The organism is Haemophilus haemolyticus M19501 (genome assembly GCF_000222025.1).
Taxonomy (GTDB): Bacteria; Pseudomonadota; Gammaproteobacteria; order Enterobacterales; family Pasteurellaceae; genus Haemophilus; species Haemophilus haemolyticus_G.
In genome coordinates this window covers 37,687-53,431 of the sequence record NZ_AFQO01000005.1, presented here as the reverse complement: position 1 = coordinate 53,431, position 15,745 = coordinate 37,687, and the positions used below count along the sequence as shown (strand labels likewise).

The 15,745-nt window shown below is 38.6% G+C and carries 15 protein-coding genes and 1 pseudogene; 6 read left to right on the top strand and 10 right to left on the bottom strand.

Going from position 1 to position 15,745, the window contains the following annotated elements:
- Positions 1-18: 18 nt before the first annotated feature.
- The 5 genes from GG9_RS06295 to GG9_RS06315 form a co-directional block, all read right to left on the bottom strand.
- On the bottom strand, positions 19-642 hold the full coding sequence (locus GG9_RS06295) for an L-threonylcarbamoyladenylate synthase (protein WP_005630699.1): 624 nt from the start codon (positions 640-642) through the stop codon (positions 19-21).
- A gap of 134 nt (positions 643-776) precedes the next feature.
- The gene (sucD, locus tag GG9_RS06300; protein WP_005630698.1) at positions 777-1,646 is read right to left on the bottom strand and encodes a succinate--CoA ligase subunit alpha; all 870 of its coding nucleotides are present in this window, start codon (positions 1,644-1,646) and stop codon (positions 777-779) included.
- Positions 1,646-2,815 (bottom strand): ADP-forming succinate--CoA ligase subunit beta, encoded by a 1,170-nt coding sequence (gene sucC / locus GG9_RS06305; protein WP_005630696.1) that lies wholly within the window; start codon positions 2,813-2,815, stop codon positions 1,646-1,648. Before sucC ends, sucD begins: the two co-directional genes overlap by 1 nt.
- A 35-nt stretch (positions 2,816-2,850) precedes the next feature.
- Positions 2,851-3,942: a 23S rRNA (cytidine(2498)-2'-O)-methyltransferase RlmM gene (rlmM, locus tag GG9_RS06310; RefSeq protein WP_005630694.1), complete on the bottom strand. Its 1,092-nt coding sequence runs from the start codon at positions 3,940-3,942 to the stop codon at positions 2,851-2,853.
- Entirely contained in the window at positions 3,935-4,828 is an 894-nt protein-coding gene (locus GG9_RS06315; protein WP_005630692.1) for a transcriptional regulator GcvA, read from the bottom strand. Before GG9_RS06315 ends, rlmM begins: the two co-directional genes overlap by 8 nt.
- Positions 4,829-5,303: 475 nt before the next feature.
- Between GG9_RS06315 and GG9_RS06320 the strand changes: the two genes are divergently transcribed.
- Positions 5,304-6,335: a branched-chain amino acid aminotransferase gene (locus GG9_RS06320; protein ID WP_005626306.1), complete on the top strand. Its 1,032-nt coding sequence runs from the start codon at positions 5,304-5,306 to the stop codon at positions 6,333-6,335.
- Positions 6,336-6,385: 50 nt separating this feature from the next.
- Here the strand turns inward: GG9_RS06320 and GG9_RS06325 are convergent, their stop codons facing one another.
- Positions 6,386-6,529, bottom strand: coding sequence for a hypothetical protein (locus GG9_RS06325; RefSeq protein ID WP_005630689.1), 144 nt, complete (start codon positions 6,527-6,529; stop codon positions 6,386-6,388).
- Between the two features lie 376 nt (positions 6,530-6,905).
- On the opposite strand from GG9_RS06325, the gene GG9_RS06330 reads away from it, so the two are divergent.
- Positions 6,906-7,661: a Nif3-like dinuclear metal center hexameric protein gene (locus GG9_RS06330; RefSeq protein WP_005630686.1), complete on the top strand. Its 756-nt coding sequence runs from the start codon at positions 6,906-6,908 to the stop codon at positions 7,659-7,661.
- 56 nt (positions 7,662-7,717) lie between these two features.
- Here GG9_RS06330 and ffh read toward each other — a convergent pair whose 3' ends face one another.
- Positions 7,718-9,106, bottom strand: coding sequence for a signal recognition particle protein (gene ffh / locus GG9_RS06335; RefSeq protein WP_005630678.1), 1,389 nt, complete (start codon positions 9,104-9,106; stop codon positions 7,718-7,720).
- A gap of 280 nt (positions 9,107-9,386) precedes the next feature.
- Here ffh and GG9_RS06340 point away from each other — a divergent pair, with 280 nt between their 5' ends.
- The 3 genes and pseudogenes from GG9_RS06340 to GG9_RS06350 all read left to right on the top strand — a co-directional run.
- Entirely contained in the window at positions 9,387-10,649 is a 1,263-nt protein-coding gene (locus tag GG9_RS06340) for an HlyC/CorC family transporter (protein ID WP_005630677.1), read from the top strand.
- A 127-nt stretch (positions 10,650-10,776) separates the two neighbouring features.
- A complete protein-coding gene (locus tag GG9_RS06345) occupies positions 10,777-11,547 on the top strand; it encodes a threonine/serine exporter family protein (RefSeq protein WP_005630676.1) in 771 nt (256 codons plus the stop codon).
- A 1-nt stretch (position 11,548) separates the two neighbouring features.
- Positions 11,549-12,016: pseudogene (locus GG9_RS06350) on the top strand (threonine/serine exporter family protein); the annotation flags it as partial.
- Positions 12,017-12,075: 59 nt separating this feature from the next.
- Here GG9_RS06350 and GG9_RS06355 read toward each other — a convergent pair.
- Together GG9_RS06355 and GG9_RS06360 are read right to left on the bottom strand one after the other, a co-directional pair.
- Entirely contained in the window at positions 12,076-12,294 is a 219-nt protein-coding gene (locus tag GG9_RS06355) for an HP1242/YdcH family protein (protein ID WP_005630674.1), read from the bottom strand.
- Positions 12,295-12,414: 120 nt separating this feature from the next.
- Positions 12,415-13,173: a hypothetical protein gene (locus GG9_RS06360; protein WP_005630673.1), complete on the bottom strand. Its 759-nt coding sequence runs from the start codon at positions 13,171-13,173 to the stop codon at positions 12,415-12,417.
- Between the two features lie 169 nt (positions 13,174-13,342).
- On the opposite strand from GG9_RS06360, the gene serS reads away from it, so the two are divergent.
- Positions 13,343-14,632, top strand: coding sequence for a serine--tRNA ligase (gene serS, locus GG9_RS06365; protein ID WP_005630671.1), 1,290 nt, complete (start codon positions 13,343-13,345; stop codon positions 14,630-14,632).
- 51 nt (positions 14,633-14,683) lie between these two features.
- On the opposite strand, the gene selD is transcribed toward serS, so the two are convergent.
- A complete protein-coding gene (selD, locus tag GG9_RS06370; RefSeq protein ID WP_080563580.1) occupies positions 14,684-15,724 on the bottom strand; it encodes a selenide, water dikinase SelD in 1,041 nt (346 codons plus the stop codon).
- Between the last annotated feature and the right edge of the window lie 21 nt (positions 15,725-15,745).

Genomic DNA, 15,745 nt, shown 5'->3' with positions numbered 1-15,745 from the left:
TATCTGTTATATAATATATTAAATAAAAGGATCAGTGCTTCCACTTCCTTCGCGTAAAATCACTGGCGATTCTTCCGTTAAATCCACCACTGTTGTAGGCTCTTGCCCTAAATATCCGCCATGAATAATTAAATCGACTTGGTGTTCCAAACGATCACGAATTTCTTCAGGATCGGATTGTGTAGTATGTTCTTCATTAGGCAACATTAACGAACAAGATAAAATCGGCTCTCCTAAGGCGGAAAGTAAATCTAAAGCAATTTTATTATCTGGTACGCGTAAACCTATAGTTTTACGTTTTGATGTCATTAAACGACGCGGTAATTCTTTCGTTGCAGTAAGAATAAAAGTATAACGCCCTGGCGTATTATTTTTAATCAAACGATAAGCGACATTATTCACTGTTGCGTAAGTTGAAAGCTCCGATAAATCACTACACACCAACGTAAAATTATGTCCTTCAGGCAATTTACGAATTGCTATAATGCGATCCATTGCGTGTTTATCGCCCATCATACAGCCTAAGGCATATCCCGAATCCGTTGGATACACAATTACACCGCCTTTTTGTAAAATCTCTACAGCTTGATTAATCAAGCGCGCTTGGGGATTTTCAGGGTGGATATAGAAAAATTGGCTCATCTGTTTCTTCCTTAAAAAGTGTGCGCTGATTATAGCAGTTTTGCGTTCACTTTATAATGGCGAGCATATAAAAATAAAGGCGTAGAGAGTCAATCTACGCCTTGTCAAACTAAAGTGCGGTTAATTTTCTAAAATTATTTTAATACCTTTCTCAAGGCTGCACCAATTTCAGCGAGGCTTTTTACACAGGTCACACCTGCGGCCTCAAGCGCTGCAATTTTTTCTGCGGCAGTACCTTTTCCGCCACTAATAATAGCACCAGCATGCCCCATCCGTTTGCCTTTTGGCGCAGTGATACCCGCAATATACGCAACCACTGGTTTAGTGACATTATCTTTAATGAAGATTGCTGCATCTTCCTCTGCGGAGCCGCCGATCTCGCCAATCATCACAATGGCTTCAGTTTCGGGATCTTGTTGAAATCTTTCGAGAATATCAATAAAACTAGAACCCGGTATGGGATCGCCACCGATACCCACACAAGTCGATTGTCCAAAGCCTTCATCTGTAGTTTGTTTTACCGCTTCATACGTTAAAGTACCAGAACGAGAAACAATCCCCACTTTGCCTTTTTTATGTATGTGAGCAGGCATAATGCCAATTTTACATTCATCAGGTGTAATCACACCAGGGCAATTTGGCCCAATCATCACAACGCCTGTTTCATTTAATTTTTGTTTCACTTTAAGCATATCCAATGTAGGGATGCCCTCAGTAATGCAGACAATTAACTTAATCCCTGCATCAATGGCTTCAATTATGGCATCTTTACAAAATGGTGCTGGCACATAAATGACTGTCGCTGTTGCACCTGTATTTTCAACGGCTTCACGAACCGTATTAAACACAGGCAAACCAAGATGGGTAGTTCCACCTTTATTTGGCGATACGCCACCGACTAATTGCGTTCCGTAGGCTAATGCTTGTTCAGAATGAAAAGTCCCTTGTCCACCAGTAAAACCTTGGCAAATCACTTTGGTGTTTTTATCAATTAAAATCGCCATTACTGTTCTCCTTTTGCTGCATTCACGGCTAATTCTGCGGCTTGTTGTAAACTCTGTGCGGTAAGAATATTAACATCGCTTTCCGCTAAAATTTGGCGACCGATTTCAGCATTCGTTCCTTCTAATCGCACAACCACGGGCACTCTCACACCCACTTCATTTACTGCAGCAATCACGCCTTCAGCAATCAAATCACAACGAACAATGCCACCAAAAATATTCACTAAAATCACCCTCACGGAAGGATCGGTTAAAATGATTTTAAATGCTTCAGCAACCCGCTCTTTCGTTGCACCACCGCCGACATCAAGAAAATTCGCAGGCTTCCCACCATAGAGTTTCACAATATCCATAGTTCCCATTGCAAGCCCTGCCCCGTTTACCATACAACCAATATCGCCCTCTAAAGCTACATAGTTTAACTGGAATTTTTCAGCTTCTGCTTCACGAGCATCATTTTGAGTTAAATCTTGCAGTGCTAAGAGATCTTTATGGCGAAATAAAGCGTTATCATCAACAGATATTTTGGCGTCGAGACAAACCAAATTGCCTTGTTTAGTCAGAACAAGCGGATTGACTTCCACTAAAGATAAATCTTTTTCAAAAAACAAACGAGATAAGCCCATAAAAATATCGGTAAACTGTTTGTTTTGCGTACCACTTAACCCTAATTTAAACGCCAATTCACGACCTTGATAAGGCAATCCTCCAAATAAAGGATCAATGGTGACTTTGTGGAGTAAGTGCGGTGAATTTTGCGCGATTTCTTCAATATTCATTCCACCCGCAGAGGAAGCAATAAACACCACTTTTTGAGAGGCGCGATCAACAACCGCACTTAAGTAAAATTCTTTAGCAATATCGCAAGTTTCTTCAAAATAAATCTGATTTACTGGCTGACCTGATTTATCCGTTTGAAAAGTGACTAAACGTTGTCCTAGCCATTTTTCTGCAAAAGATCTTGCTTCCTCTACATTCTGTACCAATTTAACGCCACCTGCTTTACCACGCCCACCCGCATGAACTTGGCATTTCGCTGCCCACTTATCGCCTGAAAGTTGAGCCAGTACCAAATCGACTTCATCAACAGATTGACAGACCGCCCCATTTTTTACGGGTAATCCATAATGATCAAATAGTTGTTTTGCTTGGTATTCGTGTAAATTCATTCGCGACGTCCTTTTTGGTTATGAAAACAATTCACTCAAGATTTTAATGCTATATGAACCGTGATTTCTTCACGATCGTGATATAAATGTTTTGCTTGAATCTCAAAATTCAAATTCTGCTCAGCCAACATAACAGCCAAGTTTTCTAAACATAATACAACTTCCTGATAACGTTTTTTCATGGGTAATTTTAAATTAAAGATCGTTTCTCGGCACCAACCATTCAACAACCATTTACCAATCAATAAAGAAATACGACTTGGTTGTTCCACCATATCACAGACTAACCAATCCACTTTTTTCCTTTTTGGGGGCTGAAATTTAAAACCATCTTCCGCGCAATGTTCAATACGTCCCGTATCATGCAAACTCGCCGCCATTTTTCCGTGATCAACCGCATAAACAAATAAACCGCGTTTGACTAATTGATACGTCCAACCACCAGGGCAAGCCCCTAAATCAACGCCAATCATATTTTCATTTAAACGTTTATTCTCCTCTTTACGCGGAATAAAAGTCAAAATAGCTTCTTCTAGTTTTAACGTAGATCGACTCGGCGCATCTGCCGGAAATTTTAAACGAGGGATCCCCATAAAATGGGGGGAATGATTATCCACATAAGAATATCCCACATAACAGCAATTCGGTTTTACAAAAAAACAATGTAAAAATTGACCGCACTTTTGAGTCGCCTTTGCAGAAAGCCAACCTTGTTTTTTCAATGCCTGGCGTAAAGGCACGGTAAATTTACGACAAAAAGTGGAAAGCTCTTTCGCTTCATTTGTGTCTGCAGTTTCTACAAAAAGCTCGCTAGATTGAACAAAATTAACGTGTTGTGATAATTCTTCAAACGCCGCCACGATGGGACTAATACGATCAGCGGGATCTAAATCTTCCAATAAATCGGAAATAACTATCATCTGACGAGCAAAAATCAAACGGTTAAAAGGAATTTCTTGGGCAAGGCGATCTGCCTCATCAGGTTGATAACATTCAAAAATCACATAGCCCGAATTATCTTGTACTCGTGCAAAACCAAATATACCTAAATTACTTGCTTGATCGGTGATCTCTGCGGCGACTTCTTTCTCAAAACCTGGGCGACAATATAATGCGAGTTTATTCATTTTCTTCTTGTTTAATTGAGTTAATAATCCACTGACGGAATGCTTGAATTTTTTGGTCATCAAGGCAATCAAGATGATTGACCACATAAAATGATTTTGGATCAGGCAAATTAGTTGGCAATACCACTTTTAATGAGCCATTTTCAATTTCTTGTAAGGCTAATAAGCGATTAGCTAATACAATGCCTTGCCCATGAATCGCAGCCTGTAACGCCATGAATGTATGGCTAAATAACGGCCCTTGCTGAATATTTAAATCGTCTAACTGTAAATGATTTGCCATCACTTGCCAATTATCGCGCGTATGAATATGAATTAATGTGTGTTTTTTTAAATCTTCAGACTGAATAATTGGATTTTCCGCTAACAATTCGGGTGCGGCTAAAATCAATAAATTTTCTTCGCAAAGACGATCTACTTGAAGATTCTGCCAATTTCCCAAACCATAATAAATAGCAAGATCAATTTCTTTATTTAACAAGCCTTCGTCTTGATCTACACCAGTTAAACGCACCTCAATTTGCGGATAAAGCTGATTAAATTCACTTAAATGTGGAACTAGCCATTGAATACCAAAAGTTTGTGGCACACTAATGTTTAAATGCGGATCAGTTTTTAGCGTTAGCAATTTCTCCGTTGCTTCATTTAAACGACGCAGAATTTTATTAATATCAACAAAATAAGCTTTTCCAAGCTCTGTTAATTCTAAAGAACGATTCTTTCGCTTAAATAATTCAATTCCTAAGAACTCTTCTAATAATTTAATTTGATGACTAACTGCCGCTTGTGTGACACAAAGCTCATCTGCCGCTTTAGTAAAACTTAAGTGGCGAGCAGCTGACTCAAAAGATTTTAGCGAATTCAATGGTGGCAAACGTTTATACATAAGTATTTCCATTCATAAAATTTTCGTCTATAATAGACAAGATTTAATTCGGATTAGTTTTTCTAATACTTCAAATAAAAAAACGTCATTTGTTCTTTCTAACCCTTTTTCTTAAAATATCGCCATACTTAATGATTGGTAATTCCTTACTAGTTAATGAGTTTCGGACTTAAGTATGATGTTGTGTTTGCATATAGTTCGGGTAACCGAACTTGAGTAACAAATATGTTACTCATTTACTTCCTGTATATTATTAAACCAATTTGGTTAAACGCTGCTCTCATTGAGTGGCGTTTTTTTCGTCCCGATTTTAGCATAACTATATCTTTATTTCCTGCCCTGTTTCCAAAATTTCCTTATTCCTTTTTAATTGGCTAAAAATTGCATAATTTCGAGAATTTATTATTTAAATCACTGCTGGAATGGTGTAGATTAAACGGTATTTCATTCAAAAAAATAATATTAAGGAAGCAAAATGAAAGACTTAGACTGGAATAACCTTGGTTTTAGTTATATTAAAACAGATTACCGCTTCATTGCTCACTGGAAAGATGGCAAATGGGACGAAGGCAAACTCACAACAGACAATACCTTACATATTCACGAAGGTTCTACCGCACTTCACTACGGTCAACAATGCTTTGAAGGCTTAAAAGCTTACCGTTGCAAAGATGGCTCAATCAACTTATTCCGTCCACAAGAAAATGCCAAACGCATGCAACATACTTCAGATCGTTTACTTATGCCACAAGTGCCCACTGAATTATTTATCCGAGCATGTAAAGAAGTAGTGAAAGCGAACGAAGAATGGGTTGGACCTTATGGCTCTGGCGCAACCCTATATTTACGTCCATTTTTAATTGGTGTGGGTGAAAATATCGGTGTGAAAGCTGCGCCAGAATTTATTTTCTCTGTATTCTGCTGCCCAGTTGGTGCCTATTTCAAAGGTGGTTTAACACCATCTAACTTTATTACCACAGAATACGATCGTGCTGCACCAATGGGAACCGGTGGCGTAAAAGTGGGGGGTAACTACGCTGCAAGCCTTCTGCCACATGTATTAGCGGCAGAACAAGGTACGCCAGAACGTAAATTCGCTGATGCGATTTATTTAGATCCAAAAACTCACACCAAAATTGAAGAAGTCGGTGCGGCAAACTTCTTTGGGATCACAAAAGACAATAAATTCATCACACCAAAATCAGAATCTATTTTACCAAGTATCACCAAATACTCTCTTTTACATATCGCAAAAGAGCGTTTAGGTATGGAAGCAATTGAAGGCGATGTTTATATCGATCAACTAGATCAATTTGCTGAAGCTGGCGCTTGTGGTACTGCAGCGGTCATTTCACCTGTTGGCGGAATCCAACATAAAGGCAAATTCCATGTATTCTATTCTGAAACTGAAGTTGGCCCAGTAACACGTCGCCTTTATGAAGAACTCACTGGCATCCAATTCGGTGATGTCGAAGCGCCTGAAGGCTGGATTGTGAAAGTAGAATAATTTCTACCAATAGAAAAACGAAAGTGCGGTTAAAAATTAACCGCACTTTTTTATTGATTCAATCCCCATTGGCGAGAATCTTTATCAAATTTAACACCTGAATGAGAACCTTCCGCTCCGTTAAAATACACGTCTTTATTTGCACAAGCTGAAATAATCAACGCGCCTGCAATAATGAATAACCATTTTTTCATAAGTAAACCTTTTTGTTAAATTAAAAAACCTGCGAATTGTAGCACAACGATGCCACATCCCAACGAAATATTTTACTTTACTTGCCATCATTAACACCTCTCACCAAAGCCAAGCTTCCCTTCTTTGCTGACAAATTTGACTTATTGAACTATTAAAAAACGTAAGAAATTTAAACCGCACTTTAAATTAAATAAAAAATTTCTTATTTTCTCTTGATCGCTATAAATTTATGTATATAATGAATCCTGTTTTAGATACTAGATAGTAATTTAATAGTAATGAAACTTGGCTAGTGCATTCCCCCACTCCTTCGCACTAGCCATTTTTTTTGGAATTTTGTACCATATCTCAACTTTTTCCAATCAACGATCAATTATGAATAATCTCGAACTTGAACAACTCATTAATCAAAAACTTTCTTCCGATAAAATCAATGACTATGCCCCAAACGGTTTACAAGTCGAAGGTAAAACAGAAATCAAAAAAATCATTACTGGCGTAACGGCGAGTCAGGCTTTGATTGATTACGCAATTAGACAAAATGCCGATGCGATTTTGGTTCATCACGGCTATTTTTGGAAAAGTGAAAACCCTTGTATTCGAGGAATGAAAGGCAAGCGAATTAAAGCGCTTTTAGTGAACGACATTAATTTATATGGCTATCATTTGCCATTAGATGTGCACCCAGAATTAGGCAACAATGCGCAATTAGCCAAACTGCTCAATATTGAAAATTTACAACCATTAGAAAAAGGCGCTGTGAGTATTCCTGTTTGGGGCGAATTAAAAGAACCGATGACAGGTAAAGACTTTGCAGAAAAAATAGAAAAAGTGTTAAATCGAAAACCGTTAATTTGCATTGAAAACGGACCGCACTTAATCCGAAAAATTGGTATCTGCACTGGTGGCGGACAAGGTTATATTGATCTTGCGGCAGAACAAGGCTGCGATGCGTTTATTACTGGTGAAGTGTCAGAACAAACAATCCATTCTGCCCGTGAGCAAGGATTACATTTCTTCTCTGCAGGTCATCACGCAACAGAACGCTATGGCATCAAGGCATTAGGTGAATGGTTGGCGAAAGAATATGGCTTTGATGTAGAATTTAAAGATATAGATAATCCAGCGTAAAATACAAAAGTGCAGTAAAAATATTTCTTTTTTAACCGCACTTTTATCTTCTGAAATTATCGTTTAAACATTCCGCCTAAACCACCAAGACCGCCTAAGCCTCCGCCCATTAAGCCTTGCATTCCACGCATCATTTTAGCCATGCCGCCTTTACGCATTTTCTTCATCATGCGTTGCATTTCGTCGAATTGTTTAAGTAATTTATTAACATCTTGCACTTGAGTGCCAGAACCTAATGCAATACGACGACGGCGAGATCCTTTGATAATATCTGGGTTTGCACGTTCTTTTAAGGTCATGGAGTTAATGATCGCTTCCATTTTGACAAACATTTTGTCATCCATTTGATTTTTAACGTGATCAGGCAAATTTTTGGCACCAGGCAATTTCTCAAGCATAGACATCATGCCGCCCATTTTTTTCATTTCGATAAGCTGCTCGCGGAAATCATCTAAAGTAAAATCATCGCCTTTCTTGAATTTCTGCGCCATTTTTTCTGCTTTTTCACGGTCAACAGAACGTTCAAGATCCTCAATCAATGAAAGCACATCGCCCATGCCCAAAATACGAGAAGCAACACGGTCTGGATGGAACGGCTCAAGCGCTTCTGTTTTCTCGCCCACACCCAAGAATTTAATTGGTTTACCTGTGATTTGACGAATTGATAACGCCGCACCACCGCGCGCATCACCGTCCACTTTCGTCAAAATAACACCCGTAAGCGGCAATGCTTCATTAAAGGCTTTTGCCGTATTGGCCGCATCTTGACCAGTCATCGCATCTACGGTGAAAAGAGTTTCGATTGGATTTAATGCAGCATGGACTTGCTTGATTTCATCCATCATTTCCGTATCAACGTGTAGGCGACCCGCCGTATCCACAATCAACACATCGTAAAATTTCAGTTTTGCATCCGCAAGCGCCGCCTTAGCAATATCAACTGGATTTTGTTTAACATCCGATGGAAAAAAATCCACGCCAACGGATTGAGCCAAGGTTTCAAGTTGCTTAATCGCAGCAGGGCGATATACGTCGGCAGAAACTACTAACACTTTCTTTTTATGGCGTTCACGCAAGAATTTTGCCAATTTACCCACGCTAGTGGTTTTACCCGCCCCTTGTAAACCCGCCATTAAGATAACTGCTGGTGGTTGGGTTGCAAGGTTTAAACTCTCATTCGCTTCGCCCATCGCTTTTTCAAGCTCACGCTGAACGATTTTTAAGAATTCTTGCCCCGGCGTTAAGCTTTTATTGACTTCTTCCCCAAGCGCGCTTTCTTTTACTTTTGCGATAAATTCACGCACCACAGGTAAAGCAACATCTGCTTCAAGTAATGCCATACGCACTTCGCGCAAGGTTTCTTTAATATTATCTTCCGTTAAACGGCCTTTTCCTGTGATATTACGTAAAGTTTTGGAAAGGCGATCCGATAAATTCTCAAACATGGCTAACAATCCTGTTTTTCTTAAAAAATTGCGCTGATTATACCGAAATTTAGGCGTTTTTCATCATTTCAAATGAAAATGGCTTTTTGAGTAGGCGATTTCATAAAGAAAGCATAGGATATAAGGAAAAAGAATGATTATTTAGCCAATTTCGGGTATCATTCTGCCCACTCTTGGCTATTTGAGTAGCCATTTGATTTAGCAAAATCAAATAACAGGTAAAAAGTGCGGTGAAAAATGACCGCACTTTTTGTTGATTAACGAACAAAAGGATTTTCCCTTGGACAGTATTCCCCTTAGTACTTTATTTATTATTCTCATTATCTGTTTAGTGTTATCTGCCTATTTTTCCGGATCAGAAACCGGACTACTCTCTCTCAATAAATATCGTCTTCGTTTTCTATCTGAACAAGGCAATAAAGGCGCACAAAAAGCAGAAAAACTGCTCGAAAAGCCTGATACCTTGTTAAGCTTTATTCTTATTTTTAATAACCTTGTGAATATCAGTGCATCGGCAATTGCGACCATGATTGGTATGCGTTTATATGGCGATGCCGGCGTGGCAATTGCAACGGGTTTGCTCACTTTCGTAATGCTCGTATTTTCTGAAATCTTCCCTAAAACTGTGGCTGCAATGCACGCAGAAAAAGTGAGTTTTTTTTCAAGTCATATTTTAACTTCATTGCTTAAAATCTTTTATCCGCTCGTTTGGTTAATGAATATTTTTACTAAATCCTTGATGCAAATAGTAGGATTAAAACTTGATATGCAAAAACAAGTGATTAGTAGTGAAGAACTGCGTAGCATTGTGTCAGAGGCGGGCGAAGCAACGCCAAATGAACAGCATCCGCAAATGTTACTGTCTATTTTGGATATGGAAACAGTCACTGTTGATGACATTATGGTTCCCCGCAACGAAATCGGCGGTATAAATATTGATGATGATTGGCGAGCCATTATGCGCCAGCTCAATCACGCCGCACACAATCGTGTTGTACTTTATAAAGGCAGCCTTGATGAAAAAGTGCTTGGCATTTTGCGCGTGCGTGAAGCATTCCGCTTACTGCTTGAAAAAAATGAATTTACCAAAGAAACCTTAATTCGTGCCGCAGATGAAGTGTATTTCATTCCTGAAAGCACGCCATTAAAAACGCAACTTGCAAATTTCCGTGCAAATAAAGAACGCATTGGCTTAGTTGTGGATGAATACGGCGATATTAAAGGTCTTGTAACTTTGGAAGATATTTTGGAAGAAATCGTTGGGGATTTTACCACTTCCACCGCCCCAAGCATTGACGAAGAAGTAATTCAACAGTCTGATGGTTCAATGATTATCGATGGCTCCGCTAATCTACGTGATCTCAACAAAATGTTTAACTGGGAATTAGATACAGAAGATGCTCGTACTTTTAATGGGTTAATCTTAGAACACTTAGAAGAAATTCCCGACGAAGGCACAATTTGCGAAATTGATGGTTTACTAATCACTATTCTTGAAGTGGGCGATAATATGATTAAACAAGCGAAAGTAGTAAAACTTTAATCATAAAAACTCCGCCAAATAGAACCGCACTTTTGACTTGGATCATAAGTGCGGTTCTTTTTTTGCGCATTTTTCAGAAAACATTTTTATAATTCTTTCTAGGTATATTTTGATAGAGAACAAAGATATGGAACACGAATATCAACGGGCGGTAACTCGCGTGTGCGTACAAACTGCACTGCTCTTGTTACAACATGGGGCAGAAAGTACCGTGGTGGTACAAATGGCGCAGCGTTTAGGCATAGCACTTGGTGTAGAAAGCGTAGAATGTGCGCTTACGGCAAATGCAGTTGTGCTGACGACCTTATCAGATAATCACTGCATTACCACCGCACGAAAAAATACGGATAAAGGCATTAATATGCAAATCGTTACTGATGTTCAACGTATTGTGATTGCCGTTGAGCATCATTTATATGACTTAGAAATAGCACAAAGAAAACTGGATCAATTAAAACCGCTTAAATATAACCGATGGTTAGTGGTGTTTATGATAGGCTTATCTTGTGCGGCGTTTGCTCATTTATCTGGCGGAGATTGGATAATTTGTGGTATTACCTTTGTGGCAGCCGCCATTGCCATGTTTGTGCGACAAGAATTTTCAAAACGGCACTATAATCCCATCATTGTCTTTTCTATCACATCCTTTGTTGCCTCACTGATTTCTGGCGTGAGCTTAAAATATAACTTAGGTAACGATCCTCAAATTGCGTTAGCGTCTAGTGTGTTATTACTTGTGCCAGGGTTTCCGCTGATTAATTCTTTGGCGGATATATTAAAAGGTTATGTGAATATGGGATTAGGCCGTTGGACGATTGCGACTATTCTCACTTTTGGCGCATGTCTTGGTATTGTATTCGCTTTGAGCGTATTACATATTACAACTTGGGGGCATTAAAATGTTATTAGATATAACAATATTTATATTGAAATTACTCGATGATATGTTATTTGCCGCAATTCCAGCGGTGGGCTTTGCTTTAGTATTTAATGTGCCGCCCAAGGCCTTAAAATATTGTGCAATTTTAGCCGCACTTGGACATGTTACACGCACATTATTACTGCATATTAATATGCCTATTGTATTTGCTACATTCTTTGCCACTTGCGTAATTGGATTTTTAGGCGTGCATCTTTCCCATCGTTATTTAGCCCATCCAAAAGCCTTTACCGTTGCCGCAATTATCCCGATGATTCCCGGTGTTCATGCTTATAAAGCAATGATTTCAATGGTACAAATCCATCATTTTGGTTTTTCTGATGCTTTATTTGAACAAATGATTAGCTCCTTTATTAATACCAGTTTTATCTTAGGCGCGATTGTATTTGGATTAGCCTTACCAGGGTTATTGTTTTATCGACAAAAAACCCGTGGTGTAACCTTAAAACAGTGCAACAAAAAAGCCGACATTTTGTCGGCTTTCTACTATTCTTGTGATTTTTTCTTGAGATATTCATAAAGCTCATCTTTAATCCGTAATTTTTCTTTTTTCAAAGCCTCAATTTCCATATGAGTAGCGAGCTGAATGTTTTCCTGCATATTCTTAATTTCATGATCTAATTCGTTATGCTTTTCAAAAAGACGATCAAAATAAGCATCATTACTTTTAAGCTTGGTAATTAAGTCTCGATATTCGGGAAACATAGCATTGCTCCTATAGTGGTTTTAACTAGTTTAAGTTTACTACATTCGCCCCAAATAAACAGAAGATGATCTTAAAAATTTGACAAAGATCACAAAAATTTATTTATCGCAAACAATTCTTTATTCTTTTGCTTTTTTATTTCTTCCTGCACCTAAAATCAGCATCGCTAACAAACTTAGAATAATTCCAAAACCAGCACCAATACCCGTTGAGATAACATAAGGTTTCTCTGCCATCACAAGATTAGGCTGTTGAACAAAATGAAATGCCACCAAATTATTATCCAACGGTTGAACAGATTGCATCATCTTCAATTTATTTTCCCAAGAAACATCAATTTTAGCGTCAGCCGCATTTTTCACTTGTTCAAATAAAGATTTCCATTTTGTAATCAATTCATTATTTAATGTTTGGCGCGCTTGATTATTCACATAGCGAATGTATTCCACAAAAAGTTGATCCACTTCTTCACGCTCAAAAGAAGAAAGAGTTAATTGATCAAGATTATTTTCTTGGGAAAATTTAAAATGTGAGGCAATCTGCTGAATGGTTTGGTTTTCAACTTTAACTCTCGCTTTCACAAAATCAGATTGATTTAAAAAAGCGATTAATTGAGCGGGTGAATTAAGAATTTTTGTAAATTCATGATACGCAGAATCTGTCGCCTTACGCTCAATTTTTACCATATCAACGGCATCAGCATCACCGCTAACTAAACTGTATGTAGAAAAAAGAGAAAAATAATTACCTAGTTCACTCATTTTTGGCGCTTCAAATTGCGCACTAACCTGCCATTTTGTCGGGTGAAAATGAGCCCCCGCAAAACCAAGCCCACCGCCGATAATCATAAATAAAAAAGAAAGAATAAATTTTCTCATAACTCACCTAAAAATTTGATTAAATTGGCGCGAATTTTAGCACAAAGTGCGGTGTATTTTTCTTTATTTTCAGAATCTCGCTTTTCCCTTGGCTTTTAACTGGTTTATTTCAACAACGTGCGATAGAATAAAACCGTTTTCATTTCAACGAAAAAAGTAAGGAAATACCATGATCGATCCAAATTTACTCCGTAATAATTTAGCGGAAGTCGCAGAAAAATTAAAAATAAAACGTAACTTTATTCTTGATACAGAAAAACTCACCTCATTAGAAGAACAACGCAAGAACTTACAAGTCACCACAGAAAACTTACAAGCGGAGCGTAATACTCGCTCCAAAGCCATTGGCGCTGCTAAAGCACGTGGTGAAGATATCGCGCCATTATTGGCAGAAGTGGATGATATGGGCAATCAATTGACTGAAACAAAAGCACAATTAGATGCAGTACTTGCGGAAATCAATCAAATTGCATTAAGTATTCCAAATCTACCCGCAGACGAAGTGCCATTAGGCAAAGATGACACCGAAAATAAAGAAATCTTACGTTGGGGTACACCGCGTACATTTGATTTTGAAGTGAAAGATCATGTCACTTTAGGTGAGGAAGCAAATGGCTTAGATTTTGCCGCAGGGGCTAAATTAGCGGGCGCGCGTTTTGCCGTAATGAAAGGTCAAATCGCAAAAATGCACCGTGCACTAGCGCAATTCATGTTAGATCTTCATACTGAACAACACGGCTATTTAGAAACCTATGTGCCTTATTTAGTGAATCACGCAACACTTTATGGAACAGGTCAATTACCAAAATTCGGTGAAGATTTATTCCATACTTTAGCCTTAGAAGGCGAACAACCTTACGCATTAATTCCAACCGCAGAAGTGCCCGTCACTAATTTAGTGCGTGATGTAATTATTGATGAAACAGAATTACCAATAAAAATGACCGCACATACGCCATGTTTCCGTTCAGAAGCGGGGTCTTACGGGCGTGATACTCGCGGTTTAATTCGTATGCACCAATTTGATAAAGTGGAAATGGTACAAATCGTTGATCCAGATAAATCAATGGAAGCACTCGAAGAATTAACCGGTCACGCAGAAAAAGTATTGCAATTATTAAATTTACCATACCGTAAAGTTTTACTTTGCACAGGCGATATGGGCTTTGGTTCTTGCAAAACTTACGACTTAGAAGTGTGGGTGCCTGCACAAAATACTTATCGCGAAATTTCTTCTTGCTCAAATATGTGGGATTTCCAAGCTCGCCGTATGCAAGCACGTTGTAAAGCAAAAGGCGATAAAAAAACGCGCTTAGTGCACACCTTAAATGGTTCTGGCTTAGCTGTTGGTCGTACTTTAGTGGCTGTGCTTGAAAACTATCAAAATGCAGATGGTTCAATCACCGTGCCAGAAGTGCTGCGTCCATATATGGGCGGATTAGACGTTATCGGAAAATAATCCTTCTATAAAATAAAAAAGCGTGGGTTTTCAAATTTCCACGCTTTTTTATTAAGCTATTTCAACGACAACATCGGATTCTGATTTAGGTTTTAATTCACCCACTTCATATAAATCAATGCCAGCATCTTTGGCTATTTCAATTATAGTTTGAACGCTATTAGGATCAACTGCCACTAATAAACCACCTGATGTTTGAGGATCACACAAAATCGCTTTTTGTTCTTCCGTCAATATCCCAACTTTATGCCCATAACTGTCAAAATTACGCCCTGTTCCACCCGGTACGCAACCTTGAGCAATATAATCTTTTACACCGCCCAAGGTTTTAATTTTGTCCGCAAAAACTACCGCACTTAGATTTGAACCTTCACAGATTTCAATTAAATGACCAAGTAAACCAAATCCGGTGACATCCGTCATTGCGGTGACACCATCCACTTGGGAAAATTGACTGCCAATAGAATTCATTTGGCACATAGCAGCAGTGGCTAAACCTTGATGTTCTGGCTTAAGTTTTCCTTTTTTCTCCGCCGTCGTCAAAATACCAATACCAAGCGGTTTAGTCATATAAAGCTTACAACCTGATTTTGCAGACGCATTACGTTTCACTTTTTCAGTATCAATCACGCCTGTCACGGCTAAACCAAAAATAGGTTCAGGCGAATCAATGGAATGTCCCCCCGCCAAAGCAATACCCACTTGATGGCAAGCAAAACGCCCACCATCAACAATTTTCTGTGCAATTTCTGCAGGTAATACATTGGTTGGAAAACCTAAAATGGCGATTCCCATAATCGGCTTACCGCCCATAGCAAAAATGTCACTAATGGCATTGGTTGCGGCAATTCGTCCAAAATCAAAAGGATCATCCACAATCGGCATGAAAAAGTCGGTGGTACTGATAATTGCAGTTCCATTACCAAGATCATACACCGCCGCATCGTCAGCAGTTTCATTGCCAACGAGCAGATTTGGATCATAAAATTTTTCCAGTTCTGAATGTAAAATTGTCCCTAACACCTTAGGCGAAATTTTACAACCTCAACCCGCACCATGGCTGTATTGCGTCAGCCGAATTTTTTCTTCCATTTCTTATTTACCTTATTGAAT